The organism is Dokdonia sp. LLG6352-1 (genome assembly GCF_045055815.1).
GTDB classification, from domain to species: domain Bacteria; phylum Bacteroidota; class Bacteroidia; order Flavobacteriales; family Flavobacteriaceae; genus Dokdonia; species Dokdonia donghaensis.
In genome coordinates this window covers 2,026,711-2,045,039 of sequence record NZ_CP159329.1, presented here as the reverse complement: position 1 = coordinate 2,045,039, position 18,329 = coordinate 2,026,711, and the positions used below count along the sequence as shown (strand labels likewise).

At 36.9% G+C, this 18,329-nt stretch carries 20 protein-coding genes and 1 tRNA gene; 3 read left to right on the top strand and 18 right to left on the bottom strand.

From position 1 onward, the window contains the following. Window positions 1-111 precede the first annotated feature (111 nt). Window positions 112-672 carry a YqgE/AlgH family protein gene (locus ABVM49_RS09195; protein WP_405201602.1) on the top strand — a complete coding sequence of 187 codons (561 nt, stop codon included), beginning with the start codon at window positions 112-114 and terminating at the stop codon, window positions 670-672. On the opposite strand, the gene ABVM49_RS09190 is transcribed toward ABVM49_RS09195, so the two are convergent. Together ABVM49_RS09190 and ABVM49_RS09185 are read right to left on the bottom strand one after the other, a co-directional pair. Next, window positions 669-1,514 (bottom strand): aminotransferase class IV, encoded by an 846-nt coding sequence (locus tag ABVM49_RS09190; RefSeq protein WP_405201601.1) that lies wholly within the window; start codon window positions 1,512-1,514, stop codon window positions 669-671. The genes ABVM49_RS09195 and ABVM49_RS09190 overlap by 4 nt on opposite strands. Window positions 1,515-1,564: 50 nt before the next feature. Further along, window positions 1,565-1,951 (bottom strand): START-like domain-containing protein, encoded by a 387-nt coding sequence (locus tag ABVM49_RS09185; RefSeq protein ID WP_021778541.1) that lies wholly within the window; start codon window positions 1,949-1,951, stop codon window positions 1,565-1,567. A 198-nt stretch (window positions 1,952-2,149) separates the two neighbouring features. On the opposite strand from ABVM49_RS09185, the gene ABVM49_RS09180 reads away from it, so the two are divergent. After that, window positions 2,150-2,223 (top strand) — tRNA-Met (locus ABVM49_RS09180). 164 nt (window positions 2,224-2,387) lie between these two features. Next, entirely contained in the window at window positions 2,388-3,749 is a 1,362-nt protein-coding gene (gene hemN / locus ABVM49_RS09175) for an oxygen-independent coproporphyrinogen III oxidase (RefSeq protein WP_405201599.1), read from the top strand. A gap of 190 nt (window positions 3,750-3,939) precedes the next feature. Here the strand turns inward: hemN and ABVM49_RS09170 are convergent, their stop codons facing one another. From ABVM49_RS09170 to ABVM49_RS09095, 16 genes are all read right to left on the bottom strand, one after another. Then, entirely contained in the window at window positions 3,940-4,101 is a 162-nt protein-coding gene (locus ABVM49_RS09170) for a hypothetical protein (RefSeq protein ID WP_405201598.1), read from the bottom strand. Window positions 4,102-4,150: 49 nt separating this feature from the next. Next, a complete protein-coding gene (locus ABVM49_RS09165) occupies window positions 4,151-4,858 on the bottom strand; it encodes a sulfite exporter TauE/SafE family protein (RefSeq protein WP_405201597.1) in 708 nt (235 codons plus the stop codon). After that, the gene (locus ABVM49_RS09160; protein ID WP_405201596.1) at window positions 4,859-5,305 is read right to left on the bottom strand and encodes a FixH family protein; all 447 of its coding nucleotides are present in this window, start codon (window positions 5,303-5,305) and stop codon (window positions 4,859-4,861) included. Window positions 5,306-5,340: 35 nt separating this feature from the next. Continuing rightward, window positions 5,341-6,762, bottom strand: coding sequence for a cytochrome c oxidase accessory protein CcoG (gene ccoG / locus ABVM49_RS09155; protein WP_405201595.1), 1,422 nt, complete (start codon window positions 6,760-6,762; stop codon window positions 5,341-5,343). A 29-nt stretch (window positions 6,763-6,791) separates the two neighbouring features. Then, the gene (locus ABVM49_RS09150; RefSeq protein ID WP_405201594.1) at window positions 6,792-7,742 is read right to left on the bottom strand and encodes a cbb3-type cytochrome c oxidase N-terminal domain-containing protein; all 951 of its coding nucleotides are present in this window, start codon (window positions 7,740-7,742) and stop codon (window positions 6,792-6,794) included. Between the two features lie 4 nt (window positions 7,743-7,746). Continuing rightward, window positions 7,747-7,935, bottom strand: a complete 189-nt coding sequence (locus ABVM49_RS09145; RefSeq protein ID WP_021778534.1) for a CcoQ/FixQ family Cbb3-type cytochrome c oxidase assembly chaperone — start codon at window positions 7,933-7,935, stop codon at window positions 7,747-7,749. A gap of 3 nt (window positions 7,936-7,938) precedes the next feature. Then, the gene (gene ccoN, locus ABVM49_RS09140; protein WP_021778533.1) at window positions 7,939-10,143 is read right to left on the bottom strand and encodes a cytochrome-c oxidase, cbb3-type subunit I; all 2,205 of its coding nucleotides are present in this window, start codon (window positions 10,141-10,143) and stop codon (window positions 7,939-7,941) included. Window positions 10,144-10,154: 11 nt separating this feature from the next. After that, complete coding sequence (gene ccoS, locus ABVM49_RS09135) at window positions 10,155-10,361, bottom strand: cbb3-type cytochrome oxidase assembly protein CcoS (protein WP_021778532.1); 207 nt, start codon at window positions 10,359-10,361, stop codon at window positions 10,155-10,157. A 126-nt stretch (window positions 10,362-10,487) separates the two neighbouring features. Then, window positions 10,488-10,865: a hypothetical protein gene (locus tag ABVM49_RS09130; protein WP_405201593.1), complete on the bottom strand. Its 378-nt coding sequence runs from the start codon at window positions 10,863-10,865 to the stop codon at window positions 10,488-10,490. Beyond that, window positions 10,862-13,306, bottom strand: a complete 2,445-nt coding sequence (locus ABVM49_RS09125) for a heavy metal translocating P-type ATPase (protein WP_405201592.1) — start codon at window positions 13,304-13,306, stop codon at window positions 10,862-10,864. Before ABVM49_RS09125 ends, ABVM49_RS09130 begins: the two co-directional genes overlap by 4 nt. A gap of 145 nt (window positions 13,307-13,451) precedes the next feature. Next, on the bottom strand, window positions 13,452-14,099 hold the full coding sequence (locus ABVM49_RS09120) for a hypothetical protein (protein WP_405201591.1): 648 nt from the start codon (window positions 14,097-14,099) through the stop codon (window positions 13,452-13,454). A 142-nt stretch (window positions 14,100-14,241) separates the two neighbouring features. Continuing rightward, a complete protein-coding gene (locus ABVM49_RS09115) occupies window positions 14,242-14,658 on the bottom strand; it encodes a hypothetical protein (RefSeq protein ID WP_021778528.1) in 417 nt (138 codons plus the stop codon). 147 nt (window positions 14,659-14,805) lie between these two features. Next, complete coding sequence (locus ABVM49_RS09110) at window positions 14,806-15,657, bottom strand: universal stress protein (protein WP_405201590.1); 852 nt, start codon at window positions 15,655-15,657, stop codon at window positions 14,806-14,808. 64 nt (window positions 15,658-15,721) lie between these two features. Next, a complete protein-coding gene (locus ABVM49_RS09105) occupies window positions 15,722-16,570 on the bottom strand; it encodes a universal stress protein (protein ID WP_405201589.1) in 849 nt (282 codons plus the stop codon). Window positions 16,571-16,629: 59 nt separating this feature from the next. Beyond that, on the bottom strand, window positions 16,630-17,475 hold the full coding sequence (locus tag ABVM49_RS09100; protein ID WP_405201588.1) for a universal stress protein: 846 nt from the start codon (window positions 17,473-17,475) through the stop codon (window positions 16,630-16,632). Window positions 17,476-17,480: 5 nt separating this feature from the next. Beyond that, window positions 17,481-18,329, bottom strand: a complete 849-nt coding sequence (locus tag ABVM49_RS09095) for a universal stress protein (protein ID WP_405201587.1) — start codon at window positions 18,327-18,329, stop codon at window positions 17,481-17,483.

Genomic DNA, 18,329 nt, shown 5'->3' with positions numbered 1-18,329 from the left:
TTATTGATTTTCAATACCTTAAAAACAAATTTTATGTAACTATTTTTTAATGACAAATAATTTGTATTGCTATAAAAAATAGGTAGCTTTAGTATACAAAAGGCGATAAATATGACTAAACTACCGACCAAAGGACAATTATTAGTTGCCGAGCCATCCGTACTTGGAGATGTTTCTTTCACCAGATCTGTAATTTTACTAGCAGACCATAATGAAGAGGGATCTGTAGGTTTTATACTTAACAAACCTCTAGATATTACCCTAGCAGATTTAATAGAAGGAATGGAAGATTGCGAGATGCCCATCTATAATGGAGGTCCTGTAGAGCAAGAAAATTTATACTTTCTACACACAGCGCCAGAGCTTATTGAAGGAAGTCAAGAGATCTCTTCTGGAATATTCTGGGGAGGTGACTTTCAACGTGCTGTAGATCTTATACTCGCAAAAAAAATAAGCTGCGATAACATAAAATTCTTTTTAGGTTACAGTGGCTGGGGAAGTAAACAACTTGATCAAGAAATAAGTGAGCACAGTTGGGTTATCACAAACAATGATTTATGTAAAGAACTCCTTAAGAGCGATCACCTTGCATTATGGAGTGATAAGTTGAGAGAACTGGGTGGATCTTATGCATTATGGTCTAATGCTCCTGCAAATCCTCAATATAACTAGCCTAAGCGAGCTTTTACGTTTAATTTTTTAAGCAATGCCGCTGCAGTATTTGTTGTATACTGTTTCTTACGGTACTTTGTTATAGGCTGTATACCCTTAATCGTATTTGTTATAAAAAGCTCATCTGCCTTTTGCAGTTCAAAAGGAGAGATAGACGCTTCTTCTAGCGTATACTCATCCATAAGCTCAATAATACCCATTAATTGTTTTCTTATAATACCACGTAAACAACCATCGGCAAGCGGTGGAGTTTTTATAGTTGTACCCTTTACAAGAAAGAGATTACCCTGTAATGCCTCTGCAATATTTTTATCACTATTTACCAGCAGGCAGTTATCATAACCATTTTCTTGCGCATAAATACTACCTGTCACGTGCACGATTTTATTAGTCGTTTTAAGTGTAGAAATAAGATCTGCACTTATGTAGTGGTCTTTGTATAGCTCAACTTCATATGGAGCATCTTTGAGAAGATAAAATGGTTCTGAGTGCGCTTTCGCGAAAGCGTAAAACCCCACACCTCTCTCTTCTGGGAGATAAGTGCCGCCTCCAGATCTATAGACTGTAATACGTACTCGAGCTGTCTCATTGAGTAATCCGGCGGCGTCTATCGTGCTTTTGAGCTGTTCTTCTAGGTACTCTGGTGTAAACTTCATAGGGATATCCATACGCAAGATGCGCATAGAGGCCATAAGCCTGAAGTAATGATCTTCCCAAAAGAGAAGTTTACCATTTACTGCTTTTATAGTTTCAAAGAGTCCATCACCATAGAGAAAACCTCTATTAAATGGGTCAAGCCTAGCTTCTGTTACTGCCGATATTGTTCCGTTGTGATTAATCATAAAAAAACCGCCTATTGTAAGGCGGTGCAAAGATATTAATTAGACACTAGTTAAACTGAGCCTATTACTTGTTTCAGTTCTGAAATTTGATTTTCCCAAAACATTTTACCTTCATCTATTTCATCTTCTTCGGCATAATCTGTAATCATAAGAGATACATCTTTTGTAATCTCGTCTACTTGAATACGTAACTGGAAGAAATACTCCTCTCCCTCGTCATCTAGCCATTGAAATTTTATGTACTCTCCACTCTTTTTACTTAAAAGCTTAGCTTTTTCTTCACTTCCATCCCAGATAAAAGTGTAAAACTCACCTCTAGAATTTACGTTATCTGCAAACCACTCACTCATTCCTGATGGTGTTGCCATATATTGGTATAATAGTGAAGGAGACGCTCTTACAACAAACTCTATCACATATTTCTTTTTATCGCTCATATAAACTTATAATTATAAACGACAATATATTGATATTAAAGTCTACAACAAAGCAATTAAATTAATTTTATTTGAGAAAGAGGTTTGCACTACCGCTATTATATTTTATATTTGCACCCGCTTAGACAGATGCTTTTATAGTTTTATCTTTAAAAACATAAATTTACTTAACCAGTAATTTAAAAATCTAAGTAAGATGGCGAGGTAGCTCAGTTGGTTAGAGCGTCGGATTCATAACCCGGAGGTCGGGGGATCGTGCCCCCCTCTCGCTACTAAGTATAAGGAACAGTTACATTTTTATGTAACTGTTTTTTTGCTTTAAAGCATATCTAGGTTTATCACTACTAGAGTTTCCTTTACACAAAAAACGGGTTTATGATATTTGTCATAAATCAAGTATTGTGCTCCTCCTATTTTTGAAAAAAACCAAAAATAGATGTGCACTCTTATTTCAAAATATAACGTAGCAGGACCTAGATACACCAGTTACCCTACAGTACCCTACTGGGACAAAAAACAATTTACTCTCAAAGGGTGGAAAGAGACCTTTGTAAAAAGTTTTAATGAGAGTAACGCTACAGAAGGTATAAGCTTATATATACACCTTCCTTTTTGCCAGAGTATGTGCACCTTTTGTGGTTGTAATAAGCGCATTACAAAAAATCACAGTGTAGAGATTCCTTACATACAATCTGTACTCAAAGAGCTCACACTTTATGTAAAACTTTTAGGTAGTACTCCACTAGTTAAGCAATTACATCTAGGTGGTGGCACCCCTACTTTCTTCTCTCCAGAGCACTTGGATAGACTACTAGATGGAGTCTTTAGCCTCACCAACAAAGCCACAGAGTTTGAGCTAAGTTTTGAAGGACATCCTAACAATACCACAAAAAAACATCTTGAAATATTACATAAACAAGGCTTTACCAGAGTTTGCTACGGTGTACAAGATTATAATGAAACTGTTCAAAAAGCTATTAACAGAGTACAGCCATATCATAATGTAAAAACGGCAACCACAGCCGCAAGAGAAGTAGGATACAGCTCTGTAGGTCACGATATTATATATGGCTTACCATTCCAAACGCAAGATGATGTGATTTTTACCATCTCACAGACCACACGCTTACGTCCAGACCGCATCGCATTTTATAGCTATGCGCACGTACCGTGGATGAAAGGTAACGGCCAGCGTGGCTTTTCTGATACAGATTTACCCTCTGCAGAGCAAAAGAGAAAGCAATATGAGATAGGCAAAAAAATGCTTGTAGAGGCAGGTTATGTAGAGATAGGTATGGATCATTTTTCCTTAAAAAAAGACAGCTTACACACTGCACAACAAGAAGGTAAAATACATCGCAATTTTATGGGGTACACCTCCAGTAAGACACAAGTAATGATAGGTCTAGGTGTATCTGCTATAAGTGATAGCTGGTACAGCTTTGCTCAAAATGTAAAAAATATTGAGGAGTACCAGCAGCTAGTGGAAGACGGTATTCTTCCTATCTTCAGAGGGCATTTACTTACAGATGAAGACCTCACCATAAGACAGCATATTCTTAACTTAATGTGTGAGTTTAAAACCTCGTGGACAGATCAAAAACTACATTTCCCAGAAATACCGGATGTACTTATAAAGCTTAAAGAACTTGAAAATGACGGATTGGTAATCATAGATAATACTAGTATACAAGTTACAGAAAAAGGAAGACCTTTTGTACGTAACATATGTCTACCATTTGACCTACGCCTGCAGCGCAAAAAACCAGAGACACAATTATTCTCTATGACCGTATAACCTATAAGTCACAATAATGAAAAAAGGAGGAATCACCTATTGAGATGATTTCTCCTTTTTTGTTTTTTTTAATAACGCTTTCGCGAAAGCGTTCTAAACCTAAGCACCTCCTTAGACTTTAATAAACATTAAAGCAATGCGCACATCTATCATTTTATAGACTACTCGGGTACATAAAGCGCCCACTATACTACCCATTCTTTGTATCATCTTCTTCTTGGTTTGTAGCAGATTTACCGTTGCGAGACATACTATATACGATAAGTACCATCGCAATACACACCACGGCGAAAACGCCTATAATCATTGCTCCCATTCCCCAGTCTACGAGTAGTAATAATGAATTTTTCATAAGTTTAAAGTTTAGAGGTTGTAAAAAAATCTATGTTTAGTAATAGCTCTTAGTGACACGCGTGCTGCGCGGCTATTTTTTCTATAAGCACATTTTCTGAGGGAGAGATATAAGGAATCCCTAAGCCCAAACCACGCAGTATAAACAGCACACCTATTATAAGTACAAATACAGGAATCGCTTTTACTATGCGCTGTTTAATCGTTCCTTTTAAAAAGTTACCTAAGTAAATAGCTGTTGTCATAAGTGGTATGGTCCCTAGTCCAAAAATGGCCATATAAAGACCACCCTGTAAAGCATCTCCAGAAGCCAGCGCTCCAAAAACTGCCATATACACAAGTCCACAAGGCAACAACCCATTAAGATACCCGATGGTAAAAAACGTTGCTGGATCTTTCTTTTTAAGCGCAGCTCCCATATTACTTTTTACTTTTCCCACTAGTTTATATATAGGTTTTGAAATGCTATACTTACTTAAAAATCGTGAAGGAATAAGTATTACCGCGATCATTAAAACACCGATAGCAATAGACAAATTTTGCTGAAAACCAAAGAGGTTAAGACTCTTCCCCACTACTCCAAAAATGAGACCTATCACGCTGTAGGTGAGAATTCTTCCTGCGTGATAACTTGATAATTGAAAAAAACGCTTTACGGGGTTTTTACGATCTACAGGTAACATAAACGCAATAGGCCCACACATCCCTACACAGTGAAAACTCCCTAATAAACCGAATATGAGTGCAGACCAAAGCATTTAATAACTTATTGATTTTTTATACATATACTCTTGATCACCATCACTCCAGGTGATTCTGATATTCCATCTTCCAGCAATGAGTTTATGATCTGGTATAAGCTGTTTACCACCTGTGATAGCAAGCGGCATTTCAAAATCTAACAGCTCATTAGACGGTCTATATAAGAAGACAGTACCCTTTATAGAACTAGCATCTATAGATGCTGGAAATGTAAGTAACCATCCCTCTGGAGTAGGTATTCCATTAATTTTACCTTCAAGAAGATTTGCATTAGTTTCGGCATCTATTTCGGTTTGATACTTCATTTCTTTTGCATAATACTCTTCGGTTACCAGATCGTGACTATACTTCTTATCTGTACTCATTGTGATGACCATATATAGTATGAAAGCCATAAATGAGATCATTCCCACTACAATACCTTTTCCCCAGTTCCACTTCATAATTGTTCTTTTTTTGCTTTCGCGAAAGCGTTATACTATCTATACGTTCTTGGTCCTAAAAATGAGGTAACCGTTGTCTCTATAAGCTCATCACCGCTATACACCTCAACCTCTAGTTGTTCTTTATCACTCTTAATAGCGCTTGCATTTATCTCAATAAACAATGTGCCTTCTGCAAGACCTTGACCGCTTATATCAAAAAAATTGCCTGAGACAACCTTTATAGTCCCTTTGTGAGAAGCAAGTTTAAAGTGCACATCATTTATATCTTCTATGGTTTTATTAACTAGCTTAAAGGTGTACACATTGCTTATCATATTATCTGCCTTGTGCTCATAAAGTTGCCCTGGTAATCTTAAGATACGTGCCTCTACATCGTTACGTAAAAAGAGCATCCCTATAAGTACCGCTATGAGAATACCTAATACAGCTGTATAGCCTTTGAGCCTAGATGTAAATTTGAACTTTTCTTTTTTCTCAATATTATCTTCACTTGCATAGCGTATAAGCCCTGTGGGAAGATTTACAGCCTCCATCATATGGTCACAGGCGTCTATACAAGCAGTACAGTTTACACACTCTAGCTGGGTGCCATTACGTATATCTATACCTGTAGGACATACGTGTACACAGGCAAAACAGTCTATACAATCACCTTTACCCGTAGTGGCGCGTTCTTCATTTTTTTTAAATTTTGCGCGACCTTCTTCCTTTTCTCCTCGTTTGTGATCATAAGCCACTACAATAGATTTATTATCTAGCAGTACACCTTGTAGACGACCATAAGGACAAGCGATAATACATACTTGCTCTCTAAACCACGCAAATATGAAATAGAATACACCCGTAAAAATAAGTAATGATACTAGTGTGCTTATATGCTTAGACGGTCCATCTGTGATATATCTTATAAGCTGGTCACTGCCTATGAGATAGGCAAGAAATACATTTGCTATAAGAAAAGAGATGATAAAAAATATAGACCACTTAAGGGCTCTTTTTTTTATTTTCTCCTTTGTCCACGGCATTTTTTTAAGTCGTATTTGTTTCCCTCTATCACCATCTATCCAGTACTCAATACGACGAAAAACCATTTCCATAAATATGGTCTGTGGGCATACCCAGCCACAAAATAATCTACCAAAGGCAACGGTAAACAAAATCACAAAAACCACCCCAATAATCATCATAATTACAAACAGGTGAAAATCTTGTGGCCAAAATGGGTAGCCAAAAATATTAAAGCGACGCTCTAATACATTAAACATCAAAAACTGGTTACCACCTATTTTAATAAAAGGCGCACTAAATAAAAATAAGAGCAATACATAGCTTACATACTTGCGGTACTCATACCACTTACCGTCTGGCTTTTTAGGAAAAACCCAAGCACGTTTACCCTCCTCATTAAGAGTACCTATAGTGTCTCTAAAGTTATCTTGTCCTTGCTCTGCCATACTGGGGTATTATAAGGTGCTTGTTTTTACTAATTACTTACTGCTACTGTAATCTCTTCTACCACTAGAGAGTCTACTTCTTTTACAGGTGTAGGTGCTGCGTCTGGGTCTATCCAGATCTCACCTTCTGCTTGCTTAGGCTCTGCCGGAGTAGTACCCTGTAATGAGAGTACAAAGCTGGCTACTTGAGCCATTTCTGCAGGTTTAAGTTCTGATTTCCAAGAGATCATACCCTTACCATCACGACCACCTTCTGAAATGGTTTTAAATACATTTTTTATACCTCCACCTAGAATCCAGTGTTGATCTGTAAGGTTAGGACCTATACCTCCTCCACCATCTGCTTTATGACAGGCAATACAGTTATTTGTAAAAATGGCTTTACCAGCATTTATATCACTAGCATCTGTAAGTAGTGTTACTGTATTAATATCTACAAGATCCTTAGCTGTTTTTTTCCATTCTTCTATTTCTGCTTTTGCCTCTGCAACCGCAACCTGATATTCTTCTTCTTGATCATAGTCGTTAAACACTTCAAATCGCACTAGGTATATTACCGCAAAGACAATCGTTGCATAAAACATATATACCCACCAAGGCGGTAAATTATTATCAAGCTCCTTGATCCCATCATAATTATGGTCAAGTATTATCTCGTGCTCATCCTCTACTGCTTTACTTCCTAAAGAGGCTTTATACTTCTCCTTAAACCACTTAAACTGGTTTTTTTTTGCAAGAGCTGCCTCTTTATCATATACTTTTTGTGCGTCTGGCTTGAGGCTTTTATAGAGAATACTTCTTAGGGCCTCTATACTTATCTCACCAGCGGTATAAAAAAGGATGATTACTCCTAGTACAGCCCAGATCCAAGGTTCTTGTAAAAAGATAGATATATCTCCAGTAGACCCTGCAATATCTATGATAAAATAACCCAGTATCGAGAAGCCTAAGATTCTTAAAAATGATGCTACTGTTCTCATAGATTTAATTATTTGAATTAAGTGTATTGTCGTTAAGTGGTATGTTGCTCACCTCTGCTATGTGGCTCTTCTTTGCTGTAAACACCCACCAAAAAAGGGCTGCAAAGAAGACAAAGAATATAAGTAGTGAGATGATAGGGTATATTTCAACCCCATCAATATTTTCTAGATTTCCTTTTACAAATTTTAACATCGCTTAGTCGTTTATGATGGTTGTTGTACCGTCTGTGTTTTTAACTTTTATATCTGTTCCTAATCGTTGTATGTAAGCTATAAGAGCTACCACTTCACGATTGCGCATCTCGATAAAATCTAGTCCATTCTCTTCGGCATATTTTTTGTCTGCTTCATAGGTGTTTGCAAAGTCTGGATCTGCATAAAGATTTTTCTCTATTTGCGTTCCTTGTGCTGTCATAAGCTCTTGTGCATTATCTATCTCCTCTTGAGTATAGGGTACACCTAGCGTGACCATTGCTTCCATTTTCTTTTCTGTAAGATCTTTATCTAACTCATTTTTAATAAGCCATTTATAAGATGGCATTATTGAACCTGACGATGTACTCTGCGGATCGTAAAAGTGGTTTAAGTGCCAGTTGTCACTATACTTACCACCTACACGCATAAGGTCTGGCCCCGTACGTTTACTTCCCCATAAAAATGGATGATCATACACATACTCTCCTGCCTTTGAGTACTCACCATAACGCTCTACCTCACTTCTAAAAGGTCGTATCATTTGTGAGTGACACGATACACAGCTCTCTCGTATATAAATATCTCTACCCTCTAGTTCTAGTGGTGTGTATGGTTTTACACTTGAGATTACAGGTACATAATCATCTACCATAAGTGACGGTATAATTTGTACCATACCACCTATAAGGATGGCAATAGTTGCAAAAATGGTAAGTTTTACCGGGCGTCTTTCTAACCAAGTGTGGTATCCCTCTTTTGAGGTACGTTTTCTAGTTACTTTTTGAAGTGGTGCAGCCTCTGCAAGCTCATCTGTTACTTCATTACCCGAGCGTGCTGTCATTATTAAGTTATACACTCCTATAAGCGCTCCTACTATAAACATACTTCCTCCTATAGCACGCATCCAGTACATCGGGATGATCTCACTCACTGTCTCAAGAAAGTTACCGTACGTAAGTGTACCATCTGGATTAAATTGTTTCCACATAGATGCTTGTACAAAACCAGCAACATACATAGGTAAAGCATAAAGTATAATACCTAATGTACCTACCCAGAAGTGTACGTTTGCAAGCTTAGTAGACCACAGTGTAGTTTTAAATAACCTAGGCACCATCCAGTATACCATACCAAATGTTAAGAAGCCATTCCAAGCAAGTGCTCCTACGTGCACGTGTGCTATAACCCAGTCACTAAAGTGAGCGATTGCGTTTACATTTTTAAGCGATAACATAGGCCCCTCAAAGGTTGCCATACCGTAGCCTGTAATTGCTACTACCATAAACTTAAGAACAGGATCTGTACGTACTTTATCCCAAGCCCCTCTTAGTGTGAGTAGTCCATTAATCATACCTCCCCAAGATGGAGCAATAAGCATAATAGAGAAGGCTACTCCTAAGTTTTGTGCCCAGTCTGGTAGTGCAGAATATAGCAGGTGGTGTGGCCCTGCCCAGATGTAAATAAAAATAAGAGACCAGAAGTGTACAATAGATAATCTGTATGAATATACCGGTCTATTTGCCGCCTTAGGCACAAAGTAGTACATAAGACCTAAAAATGGTGTTGTTAAAAAGAAAGCCACCGCATTGTGACCATACCACCACTGTACTAATGCATCTTGCACCCCAGCATACATAGAGTAACTCTTAAGCGCGCTTACTGGCAGCTCCATACTGTTTACAATATGTAATACCGCTACTGTTACAAATGTTCCTAAATAAAACCAGATTGCCACATAAAGGTGTCGCTGTCTTCTTTTAAGAATAGTACCTATTAAGTTTGCCCCAAAAGCGACCCAAATTAATGCGATAGCAATGTCAAAAGGCCACTCTAGCTCTGCATACTCCTTTGAGGTAGTAAAACCTAAAGGTAGCGTGATTGCAGCACCTACAATGATAGCCTGCCATCCCCAGAAGTTAAGATTACTAAGCCAGTCTTTCCACATACGAGCTTTGAGAAGTCGTTGTGTAGAGTAATAAACACCCGCAAAAATAGCGTTACCTACAAAGGCAAAAATCACAGCATTAGTATGCAACGGACGCAAACGACCAAAACTTAACCAAGAGATGCCGTCTGTAAGGTTAGGAAAAAGAAACATAAAAGCTAGAAGAAGCCCCACACTCATCCCTATAATGCCCCAAAACATCGTCGCGATTATAAACTTACGTACGATTTTATTATCGTAATAGAATTTTTGTATTTCCATAAAAAAATGGGTTACTGTTTTAAATTGGTTGAATTTGCTTGATCTTTATTATCACTCTCAGAAGCCTTAGTTGTAATTACCTCATCTTCAAAAAGCATACGCACAGATGGCGTATACGTGTCGTCATATTGCCCTTTTTTTACAGACAATATAAAAGCTGCAAAAAAGATGAGTGCGACAACCACACTTATTGCAAGAAGCATATAAATAATACTCATACCTGATAGGATTATGGTGTAAAACTACGTGTGAACTTCAAGGTGAAATATGACAAATGTCAGTTACTGTTAAATAGTTTTAAATGCGCTTTCGCGAAAGCGTAAAACAACTCTTACACCCACCTTTTACACAATCACTTTTTGAAGTCTTTTTGATACTTTCTGTAGCGATGAAAGCAGCACTCCAGCCCCTTGTACAGCACAAGGACAACTCATCATAAACTGATGCTCAAATCTTGTAATAGCTTGCAATGTGGTTTTAAATTCTTGTAAAATGACACCGTGAGCCTCTAGATAAAAAGATTGATCTCTAGATGGTAATTGCTCTACTACTAAGAGTTGATTTTGCACAGCGCTTAACCAGCTATCAAAACCCTCTTGTGGGTCATTATGGTGCACAGATTTGTAAAACATAGTTATAAGCTGTCTCTCTGTATACACAGGCAATATTCCTATATTATGAGACGTCCCTACTACCGAAGGGATGTGTAAATGTGTAATCATTTTGTTTTAAGTTTTTTACCTAAAATTGAGGTGGCTATCGTCGTAAATACAACGATACTTATAGAACTAAGCGGCATTAATATAGCTGCAACCACCGGTGCTAGATTACCTGTCACAGCAAAACCTAGACCTATGAGGTTATAAAATATTGAGAAAATAAAGGCGTATTTAATGACCTCTACTCCCTTACGTGATAAGCTCATAAAAGTGGGTATATCTTTAAATCTTTGTGCGTCTAGTATACCATCACAAGCAGGAGAAAAGACATTTATATTTTCTGATATAGAAATACCTACATCACTTTGTGCTAGAGCTCCTGCGTCATTAAGACCGTCTCCTATCATCAATACTTTGCGATTACTATCTTGAAGGGACTTTATGAATTGTAACTTGTCTTCTGGCTTTTGATTAAATAGTAACGTAGCATCTTGTGGCAATAATTCTGCAAGATGCTCACGCTCTCCATCATTATCACCAGAGAGAATAATAACCCTAGCTTTTTTACCTATTTGATCAAAAACGGTTTGTACACCAGACCTGTAGTCATTATAAAATAAATAACACCCCTTATACGTACTGTCTGTACTTATATGAACCGCAGTACGGGTATGTGGTTGTGCAGTTTTATGAGCCCCATTATCACTTACAAAACCGTAAGACCCTATCTTAATCTGATGGTTGTTTATTGTCCCTGTGATACCCTGGCCTACATCTTCTGTATATTCATCCAACGTTTGGATATTGTGGGTATTTAATAGTTCATATAGCGATCTACTTAAAGGGTGGTTTGAAGCTCTAAGTGTGCTGGTGAGAAGTGATTTTTCTTGTGTAGTAAGTGCAATACCTTCATAGGTTATTGTGTTCTTTACACTTGTTGTGAGCGTACCTGTTTTATCAAAAACAACGGTGTCTATGTATGACATACGTTCTATGACTGAGCTATCTTTCATATATAGCTTATGACGCCCAAAAATGCGCAGTAAATTACCTAGTGTAAAGGGTGCAGCAAGAGCTATCGCACAAGGACAGGCAACAATGAGCACTGCTGTAAACACATTAAGCGCTGTACTTATATCTATTAATACCCAAACTAAGGTTGCAATAACAGCTATAGCAAGTAGTGATATGGTGAACCTCCTACTTATACGGTCTGTTAGATTTTCAAACGGACTTTGATTTTTTGAACTAAAGATCTCATTAGACCATAACTGAGTAAGGTAGCTCTGCTCCACAGGCTTGAGCACCTCAACCTCGATAGGACCTGCTTGCTGTCTCCCTCCAGCAAAAAGTTGATCACCAGATTGCTTTGTAACTGGAGCTGCTTCCCCCGTCACAAAACTATAGTCTATAAGAGCATTTCCTTTAATAAGAATAGCATCTACCGGTAAAAGCTCTCCATTTCTTATAAGTATGCGATCCTTAGTCTTGAGCTCATAGACTTGTGCTTGCTCTTCTATAACCTTAGACTGGTCTTGCTCGTTACGGTCGTGAGTAACTGAATTTTCGGCTTTATCTTGAACTTGTTTTGTAAGTCTAGTAACAGCAATAGGAAAGTAAGATTTATAATCTCTCTCAAATGATAGAAAGGCATACGTTTTCTGCTGGAAAAATCTCCCCAATAATAAAAAGAAAACGAGCCCGGCCATACTGTCAAAAAAGCCAGTACCCCAGTCCATCATAATCTCAACACTTGACCTTACAAATAGTACCGTAATACCTATGGCTATAGGTACATCTATATTTAAAACTTTAGATCGTAATCCTTTATATGCAGATATAAAATAATCACGCCCAGAATAAAAAACTACCGGCAGAGCAAAGAGGAACATCAACCATCTAAAAACGTACTTAAACTTATCTAACCAGAACTCACCTACCTCAAAATACTCTGGAAAGGATAAGAACATAATATTACCAAAGGCAAAGCCAGCAACACCAAGTTTATAGATAAGGCTTCTATCTACCGTTGTATTCTTCTCTGTTGCGTCCTCTAGCGAGATATATGGCTCATACCCTATTCTTGATAAAAGTATAGCCAGATCTTTAAGTGTAATCTCTGATGAATTATATGTAATACGAACGGTCTTTTCTGGAAAATTTACTTGTGCCGTCTTTACTGCCGCATTAAGTTTATTGAGATTCTCAAGAACCCAAATGCAAGAACTGCAGTGTATAGAAGTTATCAATAAAGAGACAACCTGAGTGTCTTGCTCATCAAACTCTATGAGCTTTGCTACTATATCTTTATTGTCTAAAAAGTCAAACTTTGCTTCTTGATCTAATGGAGATATACCTGGAGCACGCTCAATATCATAATAGTAGGTGAGGTCATTATCATTTAAGATATCAAAGACAGTCTTACAGCCGTGACAGCAAAAAGATTTTTCTTGATGTATGATTTCTGTCTCACAAACATCGCCACAATGATAACAACTTGACATATATACTATTAATTTATACAGGCTTTACAGCCATTATACTTATAGCAAATGTGTGATTATGTAAGTGCTTTTACTATGACATATATCAGCTTTATGATAATAGTTGCTAGGGATTACGCTTTCGCGAAAGCTTAATAAAAAATTTTTACTGCTCCATAGACACAAGTACATCTTGCTCCTCAAGAACCCACACCAGAAGGTTTATGTAGTCCTTTATAGCCTTACGATCACTATCTGGTTCTGTAACATCTATAGAGCCCTTCCAGATAATCTCTCTATCCTTTGTGGGGCAAATACAATAGAGTGCGCTCTCTGCGTGATAGACGGTAAACTTCTCTACTCTCTCGTCTTCTACATAGATGTTTTGACTTGTGTAGTAATCGTCTTCAAAACCGTTGAATCTTTTATCCCAGTTACGATAAGACTGCACGAGTGTTACCTTATCTTCGGCACCTAGTACTTTTGACACCAGTATGGCATCATAGCCCTCTGTGAGCATCTCTCTTTCTAGATTATCGAGTTCCTCTTCTGTTCTAGGCCTTGAGGTAAACTCTGAGTTAAAAAATGCTGTACTATTATAGGCGTTTACTCCTTTTTCTTGTAGTTTTTCGACCAGCCTTTTTTCAAAGAGCTCTCTATTTTTAACATCGCTAGTCATAGCTAGTACGAGCACTTTTTTTGCTTCAAAAGTCTCTATATCTGGATTTTTCCAGTTTTCTATAAGTTCTGAGCTATTGCAACTCCCAAGTAGTAATGTAGTTGCCAGTATGCATAAAGTGTTGAAGTATTTCATTGCTTACATATTAGGTTATTTAATAAAAAAAACAACTCCCATTACCCTCTCTAATGGGAGTTGTATAAGACATTACATAAAGAATTAGTAATGCCAGCAAATGCTTAATGAGTCCAACTGTATAAACTCACTAAGACTTACATTACTTATTATCTTGACACTTATTACTTTTCAAAATAGCGCCGCAATAGTTAAAAATCTCCGTTTTGATTTCACTATAAGTATCTATAAAATCGCGGTACTCTTCTTTTATAGATAGATGTTTTGTCTCAAAAAACACATCACAAGACACGGTATCACATTCTAACATTCCGCTTAGTTCTGCATCGTGTTTTGTAAGTGATTGCACGAGAGTATCAAGTCTATTTTTAATTTTTCTTATATGAGTTTTAAAGTGCTCTAACTTTTCAAATAAGTTAGGTGTACGAGGCTCAAAAATGTATGAATTAGTTAGGTTTTCAATAAAGGCTATCTCGTGATTGATGAGAGAAATATTAGATTTCCATACCTTTACATCATTGTGATAAAGATCTATTGAGAGTGGCAATGAAGTTTCCATAAAACTGATTTTTAATTACTTACACTATAAATGTAAGCCCAGATATAATGGTAGACTATGACAATTATCAGTACTATATATTTTTAACTCATCAAAAAAAATTAGGGTGAGTGTTTTACGCTTTCGCGAAAGCGCATCCAAAAAAAATTAAACACGTACATCGTGCATAACCAGTAAGGGCACTTTACTAAAAAGCCCAAGCTCTTTTACCATAGGCGTAGTAAAGACACTGCCAAAGAATGCGTGCTTTCTATTTATGATAGCAAGCATATCACTATCACGACTCTCTGTAAAATCACGCACGCCAGCAGTAACGTCTATGCCGTGCACGTGATGAAAGCTATAGGTAGCCCCTTCAAGACACTCCTCTAGTAATGTTTTACTTTTTTCTTGTTTTTCTGTCAGAACCTCTGTGGTATTTACGTGTATGACAGAGATAGTTGCATCGTGCAATCTAGCAATCTCTACTAGGTGCGTAAGTTCTCTTCTTTTGTAATACGTTTTATAACTGGTAGGTAATACTATTTCTTTTACATAAGCCACTCTCGCATCTAGCGGGACTCCCATTACGGGGCAAGCCCTTAGTTTTTCCATCGCCATTATGGTATTACTGCCAAATAATGATCCGCGGGAGTTTGAAGCGCCTTTTGTACCCATTACGACAAGTTCTATATCACGCTGCTCTATAAAGTTTTTCATAGCAGTAAGTGGGTCATTAAGCTCTGCTATAAACTCGTATGTATGTTTATGGTTAGTCTCCCTAAAGTCTAGCATATCCATAATTTTTGCGAGTCCATTTACGGCTTGATCTTTTGCACTCTCGTAAGATGGAGATCCTGGCTCTGGCACCATTAAGTCTCCTATACTGTAAGGTTTTGCATCATATGCATTAAGTACATAAAACACACACTCTACGTGCTCAAAAAGATCTGAAGCATAGGTAAGTGCATTCCAGGCATTTTTTGAGAAATCTGTTGGAATAAGTATTTTCTTTTTCATCACAATGGGTATTAAATTATATGATTAATGTAGATTAAGAAGTATCTCGCTACTTTGATAACTATTAGTAGCTCTCTGGTAGTACAAGAAGTGGTATATCTGTATGAAAGCAGCTTGTCTCTACAAATGACTTTTTAAATAGTTTTTTAAGAAAACCTCTTTTATGGAACATAAGTACTAAGAGATTAATTTTATGCTGTGCAACAAAGGTTGCTACCGCTGTTTCCATACCAGTCTCACTAGACAACCAGTGTGTGTTGTACTCTACATCTGCCAGTTTATCTTTGAGTTTTCTGTAATTATTCTCTACCGTGTTACCTGGACTTATTTGATTATAAATGTGTGTAATGTGCAGCTTTGCCTTGTGAGCTCTCATTACCTCTTTTACAATTTCTAGAGGATATTGTGCATAGTCTATCTTGAGGTCTGTGGCATAAGCAATATTTGAAGGCTCGCCCAGCTCTGAGGCTACTGGCACTAAAAATAATGGTATAGGTTTTACTTTATTAATAAGTTTTACAGCTTGACTTCCTACAAAAACTTCTTTAAGACCAGAAGCGCCTTTTGTGCCCATAACTATAAAATCTATAGAGGATTGAGTTATAAGCCTATTTACCATTTTAAATAATGGTTGTGCACTTGCTAGTATATGTACATCAAGATCTATATCATCCCGATCTCTTATAATTTTTTCTTTCTGAGATTTAAGCTTGTCCAGTGCTTTATGTTCTAACTCGTCATAAAGTTTTTCATTACGACCTATATCAATACGACTGGTAGATGTAGAAAATTGATCTTCAAACGTATGTACTAATGTAATCTCGCATTTCTCATTTGGATACAACCGAGTTGCATAGTATAATGCATTATAAGCATAGTCTGAAAAATCTGTGGGTACTAGTATATGTGCCATTATTATTTATTTTATGTGATAAAACTACGCGCATATATCTACCCATTCTATGACATTAATCATCTATGAGAAGGAAGTACTAACAAAGGTAGAGAGGTATGAAAGGACATTTTTTTAATAACAGGCTCTCTCATTAACTTTTCAAAAAATGATTTTGGGTAATCTATCATCACTAGTAAGTCTATTTCCAATTCTTCATCAAAAATATGAATGCAGTTTTCGAGCGTTGAAAACTTTGGAATTACGTGAAAACGATATTTCATTTCCTGCAATAAGGACTCAAGATCTTGTATATGTTCTTTCTGCTTTTGATTAAGGTTATGTTCTTCATAAACCTCAACCATTCTTATAGTAGCCTGCCATAATCGAGTGAGTAATAATAAAGGCTCAAACTCTTCTTTGTGATACGGTTTTTCAAAATCTGTCGCAAAGCCTATACTTTTAGGAATGACAAATGTTGCCTTCTCTGGCACAACAAGCAATGGTATGTTATGGCGATGACTTATCACACTGTGAGTTATTGTTCCTATAAATATCTCCTTAAGCCCTGTTGCACCTTTACTTCCCATAACGATGTAATCAATTTTTTGATCACTCATATTCTTAATTGCATCATTGAGATGACCACCATATGCCACTACCTCATAGCTGTGATGTGCTATTTCATTTTTAATTAATATCTCTTCTTTAAGCGACTCAAGCTCTTCTATAGCTTGTACTTTGAGACTATGATATAAAGATGCTAGCCTTACAGGCGTCTGGTGTCCTAATATTTGTAGCGCAGTAGGTTCATAAGCGTGCAATAGTGTAAAAGTTACAGGCTCTTCTTGAAAAAGCATATGTGCATAAGTCAATGCATTGAGACTGTTTACACTAAAATCTGTAGGAATTAAAACTCGTATCATAACTGTTATTTCTGAGGTGGAAGTATCATAAATGGTGTTGTGGTGTGGTGCACAATCTTACTTACTACAGGAGTAAATAATAAGTTTTCAAAAAAGTTATGTTTATTATGAACCAGTACTAGTAAATCTACTTTATGCCTAGATTGAAAATCATCTATAGCCTCCAGCACATCCATACCATTTGCCATCTCATTGATATGAGCACCTCTTTCAAAATAGGTATCTAACGCCGTTTTATTACTTAATTGCTCAGTATCTAACTCAACTCCAAAATAGGCATTAAGAAATATTAAACGAGATATATGCGTACGGCAGATTTCTTCTAGTAATTTGAGACCTGGTTGGGTAACTCCAGACCTATAATCTGTTGCAAAGAGTATGTCTTTAAGTTGAGTATACTTATATCCCGAAGGCACACCTATAACGGGTACAGTAGCACTTTTTATAACCTGCATAGTTTGTGAGCCTATAAATACTTCTTTAAGACCAGAAGCGCCTTTTGTACCCATAATTATACAGTCTATATGACGACTCTCTACCAGATGTGCTATTTCTTGACTGAGGATATTATAACTGGAGATAGCTTCAAAAGTATGCAATTTATTAGGGTATGCATCTGTCACTTTTTCTATAATCTTAGTTAGATTACTCTCAGAGCTATTTTTATAAAGCTCACCTATATCTACATTAAGTGATGACTGGTGGTCATAAATTGTAGTCGTATATAGTGCTACAGGTGTGTATGTGTTAAGCACATAAAATGTACACTCTTCATTAATAAATAATTGAACCGCATACGTTATTGCTTCATATGAAGTATCAGAAAAGTCGGTAGGTAGTAAGATATGTTTCAT

Coding starts and splice junctions, on each gene's coding strand:
- ABVM49_RS09195 (WP_405201602.1), top strand. CDS start 112: ATGACTAAACTACCGACCAAAGGACAATTATTAGTTGCCGAGCCATCC.
- ABVM49_RS09190 (WP_405201601.1), bottom strand. CDS start 1,514: ATGATTAATCACAACGGAACAATATCGGCAGTAACAGAAGCTAGGCTT.
- ABVM49_RS09185 (WP_021778541.1), bottom strand. CDS start 1,951: ATGAGCGATAAAAAGAAATATGTGATAGAGTTTGTTGTAAGAGCGTCT.
- hemN (WP_405201599.1), top strand. CDS start 2,388: ATGTGCACTCTTATTTCAAAATATAACGTAGCAGGACCTAGATACACC.
- ABVM49_RS09170 (WP_405201598.1), bottom strand. CDS start 4,101: ATGAAAAATTCATTATTACTACTCGTAGACTGGGGAATGGGAGCAATG.
- ABVM49_RS09165 (WP_405201597.1), bottom strand. CDS start 4,858: ATGCTTTGGTCTGCACTCATATTCGGTTTATTAGGGAGTTTTCACTGT.
- ABVM49_RS09160 (WP_405201596.1), bottom strand. CDS start 5,305: ATGAAGTGGAACTGGGGAAAAGGTATTGTAGTGGGAATGATCTCATTT.
- ccoG (WP_405201595.1), bottom strand. CDS start 6,762: ATGGCAGAGCAAGGACAAGATAACTTTAGAGACACTATAGGTACTCTT.
- ABVM49_RS09150 (WP_405201594.1), bottom strand. CDS start 7,742: ATGAGAACAGTAGCATCATTTTTAAGAATCTTAGGCTTCTCGATACTG.
- ABVM49_RS09145 (WP_021778534.1), bottom strand. CDS start 7,935: ATGTTAAAATTTGTAAAAGGAAATCTAGAAAATATTGATGGGGTTGAA.
- ccoN (WP_021778533.1), bottom strand. CDS start 10,143: ATGGAAATACAAAAATTCTATTACGATAATAAAATCGTACGTAAGTTT.
- ccoS (WP_021778532.1), bottom strand. CDS start 10,361: ATGAGTATTATTTATATGCTTCTTGCAATAAGTGTGGTTGTCGCACTC.
- ABVM49_RS09130 (WP_405201593.1), bottom strand. CDS start 10,865: ATGATTACACATTTACACATCCCTTCGGTAGTAGGGACGTCTCATAAT.
- ABVM49_RS09125 (WP_405201592.1), bottom strand. CDS start 13,306: ATGTCAAGTTGTTATCATTGTGGCGATGTTTGTGAGACAGAAATCATA.
- ABVM49_RS09120 (WP_405201591.1), bottom strand. CDS start 14,099: ATGAAATACTTCAACACTTTATGCATACTGGCAACTACATTACTACTT.
- ABVM49_RS09115 (WP_021778528.1), bottom strand. CDS start 14,658: ATGGAAACTTCATTGCCACTCTCAATAGATCTTTATCACAATGATGTA.
- ABVM49_RS09110 (WP_405201590.1), bottom strand. CDS start 15,657: ATGAAAAAGAAAATACTTATTCCAACAGATTTCTCAAAAAATGCCTGG.
- ABVM49_RS09105 (WP_405201589.1), bottom strand. CDS start 16,570: ATGGCACATATACTAGTACCCACAGATTTTTCAGACTATGCTTATAAT.
- ABVM49_RS09100 (WP_405201588.1), bottom strand. CDS start 17,475: ATGATACGAGTTTTAATTCCTACAGATTTTAGTGTAAACAGTCTCAAT.
- ABVM49_RS09095 (WP_405201587.1), bottom strand. CDS start 18,329: ATGAAACATATCTTACTACCTACCGACTTTTCTGATACTTCATATGAA.